Origin of the sequence: Acinetobacter sp. NPDC052428, assembly GCF_044547685.1 — a bacterium.
Lineage (GTDB): Bacteria > Pseudomonadota > Gammaproteobacteria > Pseudomonadales > Moraxellaceae > Acinetobacter > Acinetobacter lwoffii_G.
On sequence record NZ_JBIUAT010000046.1, the window covers coordinates 1 to 15101 of the forward strand.

Here is a 15101-nt window from a genome sequence, read left to right on the forward strand (position 1 = left end):
GAGTACGTGCCATTGAAAAAATATAGAAATCAAAAGAGCTTAAAAGAGGATTTTAAGTATTTAAAACCAATTTTTCAAATGAGGACACGCCTTAGTAATTTCTTCATAATCTTTAAAGGGAATATAACTTTCATTCTCACCTATCTCTATCCCATTATTAAAGACATTCTTAGCACTAAGTAATAATTCCCCATTTTCTACACGTGCGTGCGTGCCATGAGTTCCATCTTTAATATTCGCTACAACTCTTTTAAATAAAAATGAAGACCAATGCTCTGGTATTGAACCAAACCACTTTACACCTGAATCTTTATATTCAGCATATTTTTCATATTTAGCCATTAAGAATGCACCTCTTGCAGAAGTGCCATAATTTCACGGCTCACCGCATCCAAATCTGCATCAATCTCGGCTAAATCACGTGGCGGTTCATATACATAAAAATGACGATTAAACGGAATCTCATACCCCACAATACCAATTTCACCATCTTGCGCATCACGCTTATCCGTATTAATCCACGCATCAGGCACATGCGGTTGCACTTCACGCTTAAAGTAAGACTCGATTAAATCGGTGGTGCTTTGGCTTGGGTCAAGGGCAATGTTTTCCGCATCACGCAAATCCCCATCCTGCACAAACTCAACCACTTTACCTCTATAGCTAAACTGACCATACAGTGGATTTTCAACGCCTTTCACCACTTTATTGATGACTGGCTCAGCATCGGCATTTTTCCAGGTGATCGCATCCAGAAATTGCTTCTTCTCTTTGCTTTCAAGTTTCACATTGGCATCTTTTAAAGCTTGCTTGAGTACATCATCAAAGACATTAAAGTCATCACATTGCGCTATACCAATCTTGGCTTGCAGGCTTTCGGCTTTACGCATCAAACTGCGCTGTTCTAACCACAGTTTTGGCTCAAGAACGGTCTTAATATCTTTTTCTTTCAGCTCGCTAAATTCCGCTTTAATCAACGCACGGATTTCCACGTCAAACTCGTCAAGCTGACCATAGCTGTCTTCTGTCCAGTTCGTAGCGTATTGCGCATAGACTTTTTGCATTACCGCATTAAACGGCTTCGGTGCAAAACGTAATCCAGCAATCGCGCTATCCGTGATCTGTGCCGATAAACGTAATGGACGTTCAATGGTCACACGGCGATAACCAAACTCGTAACTGTTAAAGATTTTACTTGAGAAAGGCTTTTTCTGATCACTTTCACCATCATGGGCTAAGGTATCTACCGCTTCAAATGCGCCGTAGTTTTGGGTAATGGTACGGATTTCTTCATCGGTTAAATAATTACGCTTCGAGCCTAAAGACTTACGCATTTTTGAACTGAGGCTAGTAGCATTAATCAAATGCACTTTGCCTTTACGCTCAGCATCTTTCTTATTGCTCAGTACCCATACATAGGTCGCAATACCAGTGTTATAGAACATGTCGGTTGGTAGCGCGATAATCGCTTCTAACAAATCGGCTTCTAGAATATAACGACGGATTTCACTTTCACCACTACCCGCACTGCCTGTAAACAACGGCGAACCATTCAAGATAATACCAATACGACTGCCTTGCGCCGTGGTGTCGTCTTTATTGCGCATCTTGCTAATCAGATGCATCAGGAATAGCAAAGATCCATCCGATACACGTGGCAAGCCTGCACCAAAACGACCTTCAAAGCCTTTTTGCTCATGCTCATCTTTAATATCTGATTCGATCTTCTTCCAGTCCACACCAAATGGCGGATTCGATAGCATGTAGTCAAACTTCTCATAGGCCAACTGGTCATTGGACAGCGTATTACCCAATTTGATATTACGCACGTCCTGACCTTTAATCAGCATGTCTGCTTTACAGATCGCATAAGACTCTGGGTTTAACTCCTGACCAAAAACCCGCATCACAGCATCAGGATTATGCTCATACACATATTCTGAACCTGAGGATAAAAATCCACCCGTACCCGCCGTAGGATCGTAAATGGTCCGAATAATACCGTCACCACTCAGCACATCATCATCCTTGCTAAATACCAGACCTGTGGTTAAGCGAACGATGTCACGCGGGGTAAAGTGTTCCCCTGCAGTTTCATTTGAACCTTCGGCAAAACGGCGGATCAGCTCTTCAAACACCAAGCCCATTTCATGGTTAGATATATTTTTTGGGCTGAGATCAATTTTAGGGTCTGAAAAATATTGAACGACTTTGTAAAGCAAGTTGGCATCATCCAGGAGACCAATAAATTCATCGAACTTGAAGTGTTCAAAGATTTCACGTGCATCTTTGGAGAAGTTTTGAATATAAGTATTGAGGTTTGAACGGATGTCTTTTTGACCCAGGCTGCCTAAATCCAGCTCTGAGGTATTGAAAAATGACAGGCCATTGGTTGCCTTCAGCAGCATCTTTTCTTTAGCTTCCTCTGGCAGTGGCATGAGTTTCACTTTTTCATTGGCTGCTAATACATCTGCCTTACTGGCTTCAAGTACACACTCTAAACGGCGCAACAGCGTAAACGGTAAAATCACACGACCATATTGCGATTGTTTGAAGTCACCACGCAGAAGATCGGCAACCGACCAGATAAAAGCTGCTACTTGTGAAAAATTATTATTTGTCATTAAAAAATACCGCTAGCACTCAGGCTATAAAAACTTGAAATTTATAGTTTCATTGTGCCTGATTCACAAAGGATTTTACTAGCCTAAAAATGGGACAAAAGACGGTAATTTAGTATAACAATCGGCTTTCTCGGTATTGTTGAAAATAAAGAAATCTACAGTTTCACGCTGAATGATGAGCAATGGATGAGACTGAAAGATAAATATAAAAACCTCAGCATGTTTATGCCATGTTGCCAGACACCCGCGATTCACAAGAAAAAAACTGGGAACACAATTTCTTGCACATCAATAAAGCCCAAATAGCCATCGAAACTCAGTGGGTTGATCAGACCATTGAGGAAACAAAGCGCTGTCAGGAAAAATATATTGCTTCAGGCATTCGAGCAGTCTGCTTTATCCGAACACCCCAGAAAAACAAATGGGATTTTATGAGCTAACAAAAATAATTTCATAAAATCCTACGGTGAGTAACAGCAGGCTTAATTGTTTTTTTAAACAACTCTTAGAAATTCAAGCATAACGGATAGCTCATCAAAATATTTTTGTCTTTCGTATTTTTTATGAACTATCAAAAAGTTTCTATGGTGCAATTTTAAACAATAAATATTAAAGTTTTATTTTAATCAATAGAGAATTTAAAATGAAAAATGATCTTTTTATTAATCCTGAAATTAAACAAATTGGTTATTCACTGATTCTAGATTTGAATATTCAAGATGGCTATGGTTTAAGTAAATTTCTAGCTGTTAATCACTGTCATAAGAATCATGATGCGCTCTTAATCTGGCTAGATCGACTGTTAGAAGAAAGTGACAGGAAACTAACAAAACAAGAGATTAGAAAAAAGTTCTTTGAAAAAATACCAGAGTCAATGGCAAATTACTAAAACAGGATTCTATCCTGTTTTTTATATTCATCTGTAATAAATTTCTAGCTAAATTATAAATACTTTATACTCGCCGTATGCAATATGAAAATTTAACTCGATTTAATGATGAACAATTTAAACGACTCGTTGGAGTTTCTGGCCCATTATTATTACAACAGGTTGAACTTGCAAAGAAAAAAATCTCAAAGACCCTCCTCTTCATGCTTAAAGATAAATTCTCATTAACTTTTAAACACTTAAACCATCATCGAACTTAAATTCAGTTATCTTAAAAATACAACCAAGCTGAAAACAATGCGAATTGCAGGTCAACTTAAATGTTTTAGAATACTAACAGAGCATTATAAAAATAGACGAAAACGGTTTTATTTAAGAATGATTTTAACTTCGATAATGGTAAATTTGGCACTCTTAAATTAACTCTTTCAAGAAAAGTCTATTATACTTATTGCTTAATTCTGATCTTCTCTTTTTTTTAATTTTTAATAATATCTTAATAATCAAATATTTTTCCGCTTAAGTTTTGACTAATCCAATAGGTTTATTATAATACCTATTATAAATCACACTAAAGATAAAATTTAATCTTTTAGTTCTTTATAAAATACATTATTTTTAAATAAGATCCGAGGAAAATATGTTTCAAGTACCTGTAGAATTTGAAAATAAACAAGCATTACTTTCATTAAAACTAAAAGAAATGCGAGAACATAATGTGTTTTCTTGCATTAAAAATGTGAACGATTTGCAGAAATTTATGGAATGGCATGTTTTCGCTGTATGGGATTTTATGTCATTGGCAAAGCGATTACAGCAAGACTTAACGTGCGTTACATTACCATGGATGCCAAACGAGAATTCAAAAGCAGCCCATTTGATTAATGAAATTATTCTAGGAGAAGAAACTGATTCTCTGCCTAACGGTAAAGTTTGTTCACATTTTGAAATGTACCTGATTGCAATGTCAGAAATTGGTGCTTCAACCGCAAAAATTGATGAATTTATCAAAACAGTACAACAAAGCAGCCAGAGTGCACAAATAGCGGTAGCTGACGCTTTAGAAAACTTGGAAGTTGCCCCTGCTATTCAGAATTTCGTGAATTTCACTATTGAAACAGCTCTGAATGGTAAAACCTCTCAGGTTCTTGCCAGTTTCTTTTATGGTCGTGAAGACTCCATCCCTGAAATGTTTAGCCATTTGCTCAATACCTGGGATATTAACCAAGCTGATGCTGAAACCTTTGTTTATTATCTGAATCGTCATATTGAGTTAGATGGTGACAAACACGGACCCGCGGTGAAAAGAATCATCAACGACCAGTTTAAAGAAGATTTAAATTCTTGGCATGAGCTGTTCGATAGTGCAATTAAATCGGCAGAACTTCGCATTGAACTGTGGGATGCTCTGGAAGCGCAACTCAAGGCAGATTATGAATTGCAGCAGCTATCAGCTTAATCATGTGAAAACTGACCTAACAGCTCTTCAGAGGTGGTTCATTCAACTCAGTAAAACGACACCCCTCTTTCTCACAGTCTGTATTAGCTAGTGAGTCAGATTGTAAAAGTCTTTGACTCTATCGAAAAGCCCATTTTTTAAATGGGCTTCCTAAAAATCACCCACACAATCTAGTTGCTTACCGTAAGGGAGATTTATATTTATAATTGTATAAATTGTATAAATTGTATAAATTGTATAAATTGTATAAATTGTATAAATTGTATAAATTGTATAAATTGTATAAATTGTATAAATTGTAATCGAGTATTTATAAAAATTACATAAACAAATTTTAAAATCAAAGGTTTTTATTTAACTGATATTTATAAATTGATTTTTTCACCCATATATTAATATCTGAATTTTTTAATATATTAAAATTTTTATCACCTATATGATTTCTTATCTTTTCAAGTACTTTATCATCGACTAAATTTTTACCCAAGTAATAAAGACATGCTATTGCCCAACCAATATCATGCATTGGGTACTGTAATAATCTTTTATTACTTGTATGTATAAACTTAACCCTAGCACCACATATATGAATCTCGCGTGAATAACCACTGGTTAGAAAAACTCTTGTTAGCGGCATTTGAGTACTTATACGAAATCGGTTAGCTGCATCTGCACCATGTAATTGTATAACTTCTTTATTTTTTTCAATTATCTTTTTAATCACATCCATTGTATCAGGTGGTAATTTTCTCCCTCCTAAAAATTCAGAATATTCTATTTTGTAATAGATACCTTTATAAGCGACATTAATAACATTTTCTTTTTTCAGCCTCCTCAAAACTCTATATACATTATTTTTACTACAAGAAAAACTCAAATCATCAATAACAAAAACATGCCCAACTTTCATTCTTTGTATTTGTAAAAATATTTTTTCCACTCTTACCAAATCCCTTTTGAATACTACAATTAAAAAACAATTTATCACTAAATATTTTTATTTAAATATTTCTTTAAAATAGATATTAACTGAATTTCAATCAACCTTTAACTCAATTAAAGGCCCTAACCGATTCACATTTTCTTGCATGAGAGCAATTTGATTGATGTGTATATGCCTATACAAATTTCTAATAGCTAAAGGCTGAACAGTATCAGTATAAAGATCATGACTTTTATGGATCTGTTCAAAAAATTTCGTAGTGTTATTGTCCACATGGTTTCGGTTGATTTCATTCCAGCATTCAGGAATTAATATCGACATTGTTCTACGTTTAAGGAAATGAGCAGCGATGTTCAACCCGAATGGATCAAAATCACCATAAAATGCAATTTCAGCATGTTCGGGAAGTTTGGCTAGTAATTCAAACACCTGACGTGCATTTTGACCCTGACCACGATATAAAAATAGACTGTCTTGCCATTTTTCAGGTAGCTGTTCATACCAATCAAACAGTCTCGTCAACATCGTTCCATTTTCAACAATAATCAGTTTTTCAATCTTATTGCAACACAACACATGGGCATGAACCGTGGGCACTAAGCCCTTATATCCAATCGTTACCTCTTCCTGTTTTAATGGCAATTTTGCATGCACCGATGCAAATACAAGTTGATCGCCGAATACAGAATATCCACCAGACTTTTCATCTTTCAAAAAGTTTAACAAATCCATACGATCAGATTCTAAATTCAGAGACTGTTCAGGAGCGACTTTAACCTGTTTTGCATAGATACAGCGCTCCAAATACTCCAGTTCTTTGGATGTAAGGTGAAGCTCCTTACCATGGACCGTACCAATCTGATAATCCTGATGAACTTTTTGCCAGGTTTTATTGAATGCCATAGACCGCTTTTTTAATTGCAATGCCGTCTGAATTACCGATAGTTCACGTATACCAAATGTCACTCATGTTCTCCTATCAGGCAATCTGTTGCAATTTATCAGTTCGAGAAAGGATGACATCAGATACACAACTATTTCCATCAAATATAGGATCTATAGTTTCGACAAATTCCATGTTCAATTTATCTTTGAATCGGTTTCTATAGTGGCTGGTTAAAGCGATCAGCCAAAAATCGATATCGCATCCTGGCATTAGCAGCTCATATGTTTCAACGCCACTCAATTGTTGATGTTTTCCCCCATCCACAAGCAATGCATCAAAGAAATTACTCGTAGCAATTTCTAAAGCAGTTAAAGGCTGTTCAACAACCTCACTCCCTTCTCTAACATCTGGCAGATTTTCTTGATTTTTATTCTGCTCTATCCGTTTTTCACGCTTGGCAAATACTTTTGAGCCAAGTTCACGTAGCGTTTCCTGTTCTTCATCAGCATCCAGATCTGCATAGCTGATGAGTTCACTGCATGGCACATGATAAAAAACTTCTGACGCCGTCGCTTCATCAAACTCCAGGTTTAATGTAGATTTTCCTTTTAAAAAGCGGTGGAAAGCATCCACCATGTTGCTTTTTTTCTGCGAAGATAATTCTTGTTTCCAATCAAACAACTGCTTGTTTAATTTAGAAGCACTGTATTTCACCTCTTTACTACAGATAATGAATACGGGGATCAGCTTATTTACCACCAAACTTTCAAGATCTTTATCTGAAGCACCAAGCTCAAGCATTGCGTTGGTTGAAAGTGCGCCCATCACTTCAGTCAATGAACTTAAAATCCTGATGGTTTTTTCAATGCGTTGAATACGGACCTCAAGATTGTTAAACAATGCCAGGTCTTGAAGTGCTTGGGTGGAGAAATCATAGCAGCTCTCAAAAATAGTATTGGCTAATTCAACAATACCTTCACTAATTTCATCCTTATAAATTTCAGCATCTTCTACACTTTTGAGTTTGGTCGTTTCAAATTCACTGATATTGGCACGAATATCTGAAATAAGTTTATGAATCTGTTTAGAGCTGTCAGTAACCCTACGTTTTTTCTCATAATACGTTACGAATGAAATCACGTGGTTGTATAAGTTAAAGCCATTTTTTTCAGTGTTGAAATAGCCAAGTTCTGCTTTATTCAATACTTTGATTAAATACTCATTGTCATCAGTTACAGGCACAATTGCGTTGTTAAATACAATCGCATTACCGATATGCTCAATGTAGTTGTTGAGCGCTTTTGCCGCTTTGGCTGCTGGATATTCCAACTCACTCATATCAGCTCGCCCTGCTCCGGTTCAGGTATTTCATCGTAATTGATGCCATTAAAAGTACAAATGTATTCTAGCTCATCATAGAAAACAGACCACTTAGCTGTCGCAATATAAGTCGTGCCAGTGTTACCGGTTGGATGCAGATATTGATTGCTGACAAGGTATTGAAGCACAGAGCTAATCTGCTCTTTGGGTGAGGTGGATGCCTTACCTAATTTGATGACTAACTCTTTGAGTTGCGACATAATAAGTGGAGATCGTTCAACCTCAGTGATGAGTTCACCATAAGTCACCGTATCCCCACATTGCATGATACGGCTATTGTCTTTTATTGAACGGCATAAGCGAAGCCAGTCATTCAAGGGCTCCATTTTCGACACAATTTCGCTGAACTGTTTTCTTAGAAGTTCACGGGTTGCTTTGTTCTTGCGACTTTCACTAAAGACACAGTAGAACCCATAATTATCTTTGGTACGGACACACTTTTTTCCCATCCAATCGAGATAATTATTTATTTCCTCCAAGACCAGATCATCTTGGAGCTTGTGGTAGAGATCTTTGTGGACATGTTCATCAATAATTCCCCCAGAAATTAAAACATTTACAATGTCAGAAAAAATTGATTTAGCAATTTGCATAATAGGTCCCCACTAGGCTAAAAGCGGATTAGGTTTTTCGTTTTTCTGGGTTTTAAACTTGCGTATACCGAAGTTTCGGTCGATATCATTCTTATGCACAAAGCTTTCACTTAATTCACTGGATAAGTTCGGCTGAGCGCAGACCAGATAAATATTCTGCTTTTGCATCAACTCGAATAATCGCATTGTATTTTGTGAATCAAACTGGCCGATTTCATCGAGTGGTACATGGATGACTGTATTGATATCTGGACATAGTTTTCGTGTTAAAGCCGTAAAGATAATAATGACAATTAATCGTGATAAACCAGTACTACTGCCGGAAAGCAAATCAGAATCATTGTTCACATAAACCTTACGGTTATTTTCCTCATAGCTGATACGCAGTTTGACTAAAGAGCGGATATCGTCAGTCTGAACATTCGACTTTTCTAATGCTTTAACAGCTGATTCAAATGACCGTATTAGCTTCTCACTCGGTAGTATGAGCTGAGATGATTCCTGAATCGCTTCTTCATCCAGATCTTTTTCAAAGCGATCTAACTGCTCATAGACATTGAGGCCATCAAGTACAGAAAGTAATTCAATCTGAATATTACCTAACGCTGTAAATGGATTGGTTGTATTGGTTTGCTCCGTAAGATCCTTAGATATCGCATTCAGCTTACGGCGGAATTTAGCCAAAGATTGCCCATAATTACGTAAATCATAAGCAGCCAGTTTAAAACTATTGATCGTGAGGTTTTCTTTAGTGGGAATATCCACCAACAGCATATTTTCGATTTCTTTCATACCGTAAAGATCATATGTGGTGGTGTTCACATTACCTAACAGCGCCATACGATTTTCCCACTGCTTGTAGAGCTCGAAATCACTATTCTGGCGTAAAATACTTAGTACTGTATTGAGGGATTGTTTCAGCTCCTTGAGCTGTTCTTTCTGACGATTAAGATGATCCTCAGTATTCCGGTAAAACCATTCAAAACTAACCGGCTCAGCAACCTCAAGCTGTTCAATATGCGGAATACCTTCCAGTACTGAATTAATACGGTTTCTTAAAGAGGCTATCTTGGTATTTTCCTCTTCAACCTGCTGAAGATTGCTTTCAATAAGGTTAACTTCATGACGTGATTGTTCTTTAAGTTTTTCGGTTTTGACATTCAGTTTGTCAAAATTTTGTCGGAAAGCATAAATTTCTTGTTCGAGATTTCCGATTAAGGTGCAGATCCCCGTTTTACGAGAGTATTCCTGCTCGAACCAAATCTTGTACTGCATCAAGATGATTTCATAATCTTTCACGATATGACATTTATGGTTCAGTTGTTTTAGCTGATCCTGTGCCTTTTGATAAAGTGTAGTATCCAAACCTTTTTGCTGCAATTCACTATTACGTAAAGATTCAAGATCTATGAGTTTATTATCACATTTATGAATCACAGATTTAGATCTTTCATCCAACATTGCTTTACGTTCTAATTGTTCTTTAATTTTGAAATCATAACTCTGCTGAATTTGGTTTTTTTCATTGCCAAAACGATCATGAATCATTTGGCGTTCTACATTTACTTGTTGATTGAATAATTTTAATCGCTGACGAGCCTGATCACGTTGTCCTTCAGCTAATTTTCTCCGATCCATTACATTTGTTTGGATCTTTTGCTTATATTGCTCAAATATACGCTGGGTACTATCAAATGTTTCTCGGCATTGACGCAGCTCATTCTGTAATTTAATGAGGTTTAGCTCAAAATTCTGAACTGCTTTGGCAGCTGCAGCCACTGCTTTTTCAGTATGGCTGTATTTTTCTTTAGCCTCTTCCAAAATAGTGGTTGCCTTTGCAAGGCGCTGCTCCAATTCATTGAGTGATTCGGCTTCAACCGGAAGATCCAGCTTGGAAGTATCAAGATGAAGGCCATAGAAACTAACATGTCCGCTTTGTTGTTCTGAGTCCCAAGAAGGCTTCAACCCGGTATGCAAAAATAATTTAGGATTAATCAGTTTGGCAATGTTGTGTTTCCAATCGTCTTCAGGACATTGTTTCAGAAAGCTCAATAATGTATTTTTCTGATACAAGATATCTCTTAACTGATGTTCCGTTTGTGTAGATTTATCTAAATGGTGTTTAGCTGAATCAAAATCTACATTAGCTCGAGTGTGCTCGCTTTTTAGGCGTGATAAATCAGCGTTTGCTGTGTTGAGTTGCTGTTCCTTATTCCGTATCGCTTTTTGGTGAGTGTGTAGATTCAGCTGGTACTCTTCGATTTGCTGTTGCTCTTCCTGAGTATGATTAGATGCTTCAGCAATCAAATTGTTGCAGTGATCAACCTCATCTTCATAAAATTTGCGCTCATTCTGTTTGCTTTGCTCGAAAGCATTAAGCTCATTTTTTTCATCCAAAGCCAGTTGATCTACTGCATGAGACCTATCCTGTTGCAAATTGTGTATTAAATTAGAAACCTCATTCTTACGTTCATGAATAGCAGCTAAATCTCGGTCTTTTTCTTCCAAGGCATTATTTTTAAGTTTTTCAAATTTATGAACAATTTCTTTCTGGTTCTTCTCTAACTCATCCACATAACGGCGCGCATCTTCAGCTTCCTGCTTGTACTTAGCAAGATTACTGAATTCTTCCTGTTTTTTCAGAATGTCAGCATTTTTATATTTCTGCTCGTTTTCCTCTATTAAAGCTAAACTATGTTGTAAACCTTCCAACTCACCTTTCGCCCGTGATTCATTGGAGCTATTCGCAATAATCTCATTTTCAATCACCTTTAATCCAGCTTTGGCATGTTCAATAGTTTGGCTTCTCTGATAACGAAGCTGTGCGATTGTCGTATTATTAAACTCTAGTTTATTGAGTGCCTGACCTCGATAAGCCTCCAGCAAAGAGTAAGTCTGCATTAAAGCATGTCGCTGCTCGATCCCCAGTTGCAGTTTTGGCTTTTCCTTATCAAACTCCCGTAATGTCTGAACATCAGCAATGAGGCTGGAAGAATTCAGCGTATTTGAGCGCTGATTCATCATCTGCTCATTTTCTAAAAAAGCATCAACCAACATGAGCTTGAAGTTATCTAACAGGTTAGTTTTATTTAGGGTGATCTGGGTGGATGCCCCAATATGCTTTAATTCATGGCCTTTACCGCTAAGAGAGAAAATAGAAGCAAGATCCCTCAATTTGAAATCACGATTCAGACGTTTTTTATCGCTAGTTAGAACCGCTACATAATCCAGGCTATTGTCGATCTGTTTACTGACGTAATAACCTTTAATTTCAATTTCTTGCAACAGACTTTTTACCGTCTTGTGTTGCTTATGGAATTCGATAGAAGATTTTGAAAAAACAGTCTCAGATGCGCTGCCCTGAATAAAGCGATAGCATTGTTTATCCTGATTACGGTAAAAAACAGCACAGCACAGTCCCATCGGTGTGTTGTATTCAAACACAATCATGCTACGCGCATGAGGGAGATAATAATCTGTAAAATTGAGTTTATTGGCAGAGCGATCCATTAATCTGTCTGGACGGGCCCCATAAAATATTGGGATTAAATTTAAGGTAGAGGTTTTTCCTGCACCATTTGCACCCGTTAAATTAGAATTTCCTTCACCTAATTCAATTTTTGTAGAATTATTTGGTAAGTATGAATCATAGAGATAAATATTTTTTAGGCCATTCAATTCATGCAAGTCATTCATTTAACATTTTTCCCAGAAGAATTATTCAATATTGCTTAGGGCAATCTACCCTTTTATCTTATTCAAATGCCCAGTAAAAAAAATTCAAACCTAGCAATACATTTAGCCATATACATTATTAGGTAATCTTAGAAGATAGTATCAAAAAATGTAATAGTTTTAGGGACTAATGCTTGAGACAACCAATTTCCAAGCCAACAAACCTTGCATTTTTTTTAGCATGAATTTGGGGGTTACCTAAGGGAATCGTGTCAAAAAAAATGTAATACTTTTTTTGATCAAATCCACTCGATCTGGGTCTTCTTCTTATAAACCTTACATTTTTTGATCAAATCCAGTTGAGGAGTGGTAGCCAAGTTTCGGTATCCATTCCATTTTAAGACTTCTAAATAACCTTTCTGTAGGTGCATTATCCCATGAGCAGTATACTGCGCAAGGCCTTTGCGACTCATACTTTGTACCATCGCATATTGTTGCAGCCTATGCCTGTACAGATGACTTTTATACTGGCTGCCTTGGTCAGTATGGAATATCACGCCTGTCGGCTTAGCTCTGCATCGCCAAGCATTATCTAATGCTTGGGTGAGCCATTCATACAGTTGTTGCATCACCGGTTGACTGTGCTGTTGCCGGTATTCGCGGCGTTGTTCCGCTGTACCATCAGTCTTTTTTCTTAATTCTGCTTCTATGGCATACAGTTTCTGAATCAGCACTAATGCCTGTTCAGCGACCTGACTTTTCCCGGCCACATGCAGTTCATAGAATTTACGACGTGCATGGCGGAGGTGCTTCTTCTTTGACTGGAGTCGAATGCAGCACAATGGGAAGAAAGTCGACCTGTAGACTGGATGGGGTTGTTAATGCAGGGGGAATTGATCTGGACTGGCGAATCCATTTATGCAACAGATTGGCATTGACCTGATGTTGCATTGCTACCTTGGCCACTGATGTGTCTGGCTGCTGGCACAGCCCGACCAAGTGCTGTTTAAATTCAGCTGTAAAGATTCGGCGGTTTTTTTAGTGTTGGTGTACTGTCTGAGACTGTCTTTAAATCCATAAATAGGTGTCCACTTCAAAATTTAAGTGGACACTATCGCGATATTAATGAGTCAGAAAAAGTGGAGTTCAGCGGACGCTTACTTTGGTATTAGATTAGACCTTGCGAAAGTAAAAAATTGTTTATACTCGCCCTATGAAATATGAAAATTTAACTCGATTTAACGATGGGAAATTTAAACGACTCGTTGGAGTTGCTCGCCCATTATTCTTAAAAATGATCTCCGTGTTAAAAAAAGCTGAACTTGCCAAGAAAAAATCTGGAAGGCCGCATTCTTTGTGTTTAGAGGATCAATTATTGTTAACTTTAAACTACTTACGCTGTTATAGGACTCAAATTGAGTTATCCGCTGACTATAATCTCACTGAAAGTAATGTGAATCGTACTATTCATAAAGTTGAAAATGCTCTGATTCAATCACGGATTTGTGCATTACCCAAAAGGAATCAAAATTTTAGTGAGGGTGATTAGTGCCGAGTGTACAGAGTTTGTCTGCCATCCAGAAGGCGAATCCATTAGATACGAGATTTGCATTCAGACCATACTGCAAAGCGACTGAGGCGATTGAAGTGTTGGATTCTTTACAGGCTTGAACAATACTATTTTTAAATTCATCACTGTATGTTCTTCGCTTTTTGGAAGTAGATATGGTTGATGCATGGATATTTGTGGTCATAAATTAAGTCCCCACTTAAAAATAAGTGGGAACCAAATTAAGGCTTATAGGATAGGTTCGATGCTTACGGTACACACTCCTTATTGAACCAATCCACCTAGTTTAATGTAGTAAGTTGTACTCCTCCTAAACCTTAATTAAAAAATTGGCGGCTACTGATTTTCACCTTATTTCTTCTAAAATTTTATTTTTCACCCAATTTGAAAAGTCGTTTTGACTGTCTGCAAAATAGAAAATATCAGCTTCATTCTCGAGATTAAAACTTATACTTTTGACTTTCCTCTTAACTTTTTCATATTTCATATTTATTGCTATTTTTCGCCAATTTGTTTGACATGCAATGTCATGAGCGGCAGCGAAGACATCTCCCTCATCATCGTCATGCACACATATTTCAATATTATCTGCATTTAGAATACGGATTTCTTCCATTTCGATTTCTTTGTTCATATATGAAGTAAACCCAAAATATATTGAGATACCATTTTTTGATTTTATCTCGATATTTCCAAAAACCTCATCAGTATTAGTATGAGATCGATCCATTAATATTTCGCAGCTAATAACACGCCAGTCTGTTTCTTGTTCGAGTTCTGAAGCCAACATTGGAATCATATATGATCCTTTTTTAAAAGTGATCGTAATACGATAAAATGTATTTTCATTTTTTCAAGACCTTCGATCAATATTTTTAGCAATGGGTGCTACAAAATTTATTCATGCTCCAGCTTGCTTTAGATACCCCCGTGATCGTGATGGCTCTTTTTAACCACAGATTATTAAGAAGCATCAAACGCGCATTACTAGGGTCTGTTGAGAATTACCGAGAGTTAATTAAACTCGCGCACAGTTGAATCATGGCTTCAAAACTCGTATCTGTTTTACAACTACGCATCGC

At 36.9% G+C, this 15101-nt stretch carries 12 protein-coding genes and 3 pseudogenes; 4 read left to right on the top strand and 11 right to left on the bottom strand.

Going from position 1 to position 15101, the window contains the following annotated elements:
• Positions 1 to 60 precede the first annotated feature (60 nt).
• Positions 61 to 342 carry a hypothetical protein gene (locus ACIG3F_RS15050; RefSeq protein ID WP_396470429.1) on the bottom strand — a complete coding sequence of 94 codons (282 nt, stop codon included), beginning with the start codon at positions 340 to 342 and terminating at the stop codon, positions 61 to 63.
• Positions 342 to 2624, bottom strand: a complete 2283-nt coding sequence (locus ACIG3F_RS15055) for an N-6 DNA methylase (protein WP_396470430.1) — start codon at positions 2622 to 2624, stop codon at positions 342 to 344. The genes ACIG3F_RS15050 and ACIG3F_RS15055 overlap by 1 nt, the downstream gene beginning before the upstream one ends.
• A 230-nt stretch (positions 2625 to 2854) precedes the next feature.
• Here ACIG3F_RS15055 and ACIG3F_RS15060 point away from each other — a divergent pair, with 230 nt between their 5' ends.
• The 3 genes from ACIG3F_RS15060 (at position 2855) to ACIG3F_RS15070 (ending at position 4972) form a co-directional block, all read left to right on the top strand.
• Positions 2855 to 3064, top strand: a complete 210-nt coding sequence (locus ACIG3F_RS15060; protein WP_168526618.1) for a hypothetical protein — start codon at positions 2855 to 2857, stop codon at positions 3062 to 3064.
• Positions 3065 to 3267: 203 nt separating this feature from the next.
• Positions 3268 to 3513, top strand: coding sequence for a hypothetical protein (locus ACIG3F_RS15065; protein WP_286411810.1), 246 nt, complete (start codon positions 3268 to 3270; stop codon positions 3511 to 3513).
• 640 nt (positions 3514 to 4153) lie between these two features.
• Positions 4154 to 4972, top strand: a complete 819-nt coding sequence (locus tag ACIG3F_RS15070) for a DUF3050 domain-containing protein (protein WP_168526624.1) — start codon at positions 4154 to 4156, stop codon at positions 4970 to 4972.
• Positions 4973 to 5312: 340 nt separating this feature from the next.
• On the opposite strand, the gene ACIG3F_RS15075 is transcribed toward ACIG3F_RS15070, so the two are convergent.
• The 7 genes and pseudogenes from ACIG3F_RS15075 to ACIG3F_RS15105 all read right to left on the bottom strand — a co-directional run bounded on the left by ACIG3F_RS15075 (position 5313) and on the right by ACIG3F_RS15105 (position 13448).
• Complete coding sequence (locus ACIG3F_RS15075; protein WP_180186151.1) at positions 5313 to 5912, bottom strand: DUF6088 family protein; 600 nt, start codon at positions 5910 to 5912, stop codon at positions 5313 to 5315.
• Positions 5913 to 6008: 96 nt separating this feature from the next.
• The gene (locus tag ACIG3F_RS15080) at positions 6009 to 6881 is read right to left on the bottom strand and encodes a DUF2399 domain-containing protein (protein WP_114837862.1); all 873 of its coding nucleotides are present in this window, start codon (positions 6879 to 6881) and stop codon (positions 6009 to 6011) included.
• A 13-nt stretch (positions 6882 to 6894) separates the two neighbouring features.
• Complete coding sequence (locus ACIG3F_RS15085; protein ID WP_180186152.1) at positions 6895 to 8139, bottom strand: hypothetical protein; 1245 nt, start codon at positions 8137 to 8139, stop codon at positions 6895 to 6897.
• Positions 8136 to 8774 carry a hypothetical protein gene (locus ACIG3F_RS15090; protein WP_104469925.1) on the bottom strand — a complete coding sequence of 213 codons (639 nt, stop codon included), beginning with the start codon at positions 8772 to 8774 and terminating at the stop codon, positions 8136 to 8138. Before ACIG3F_RS15090 ends, ACIG3F_RS15085 begins: the two co-directional genes overlap by 4 nt.
• Positions 8775 to 8786: 12 nt before the next feature.
• Positions 8787 to 12470, bottom strand: a complete 3684-nt coding sequence (locus tag ACIG3F_RS15095) for an ATP-binding protein (RefSeq protein ID WP_180186153.1) — start codon at positions 12468 to 12470, stop codon at positions 8787 to 8789.
• A gap of 578 nt (positions 12471 to 13048) precedes the next feature.
• Positions 13049 to 13255: pseudogene (locus ACIG3F_RS15100) on the bottom strand (transposase); the annotation flags it as partial.
• On the bottom strand, positions 13236 to 13448 hold the full coding sequence (locus tag ACIG3F_RS15105; protein ID WP_257230345.1) for a transposase: 213 nt from the start codon (positions 13446 to 13448) through the stop codon (positions 13236 to 13238). The gene ACIG3F_RS15105 and the pseudogene ACIG3F_RS15100, both read right to left, overlap by 20 nt.
• Positions 13449 to 13662: 214 nt before the next feature.
• Between ACIG3F_RS15105 and ACIG3F_RS15110 the strand changes: the two are divergent.
• Positions 13663 to 13974, top strand: a pseudogene (locus ACIG3F_RS15110) (transposase family protein); the annotation flags it as partial.
• Between the two features lie 70 nt (positions 13975 to 14044).
• Here the strand turns inward: ACIG3F_RS15110 and ACIG3F_RS15115 are convergent.
• A pseudogene (locus ACIG3F_RS15115) lies at positions 14045 to 14203 on the bottom strand (transposase); the annotation flags it as partial.
• 162 nt (positions 14204 to 14365) lie between these two features.
• Complete coding sequence (locus ACIG3F_RS15120) at positions 14366 to 14818, bottom strand: hypothetical protein (RefSeq protein ID WP_180186155.1); 453 nt, start codon at positions 14816 to 14818, stop codon at positions 14366 to 14368.
• Positions 14819 to 15101: the final 283 nt, after the last annotated feature.

Bases quoted from the DNA above. Each gene is read 5' to 3' on its own strand.
- ACIG3F_RS15060 (WP_168526618.1), top strand. From the start codon at position 2,855: ATGTTGCCAGACACCCGCGATTCACAAGAAAAAAACTGGGAACACAAT.
- ACIG3F_RS15120 (WP_180186155.1), bottom strand. From the start codon at position 14,818: ATGATTCCAATGTTGGCTTCAGAACTCGAACAAGAAACAGACTGGCGT.
- ACIG3F_RS15090 (WP_104469925.1), bottom strand. From the start codon at position 8,774: ATGCAAATTGCTAAATCAATTTTTTCTGACATTGTAAATGTTTTAATT.
- ACIG3F_RS15070 (WP_168526624.1), top strand. From the start codon at position 4,154: ATGTTTCAAGTACCTGTAGAATTTGAAAATAAACAAGCATTACTTTCA.
- ACIG3F_RS15050 (WP_396470429.1), bottom strand. From the start codon at position 342: ATGGCTAAATATGAAAAATATGCTGAATATAAAGATTCAGGTGTAAAG.
- ACIG3F_RS15055 (WP_396470430.1), bottom strand. From the start codon at position 2,624: ATGACAAATAATAATTTTTCACAAGTAGCAGCTTTTATCTGGTCGGTT.
- ACIG3F_RS15085 (WP_180186152.1), bottom strand. From the start codon at position 8,139: ATGAGTGAGTTGGAATATCCAGCAGCCAAAGCGGCAAAAGCGCTCAAC.
- ACIG3F_RS15095 (WP_180186153.1), bottom strand. From the start codon at position 12,470: ATGAATGACTTGCATGAATTGAATGGCCTAAAAAATATTTATCTCTAT.
- ACIG3F_RS15065 (WP_286411810.1), top strand. From the start codon at position 3,268: ATGAAAAATGATCTTTTTATTAATCCTGAAATTAAACAAATTGGTTAT.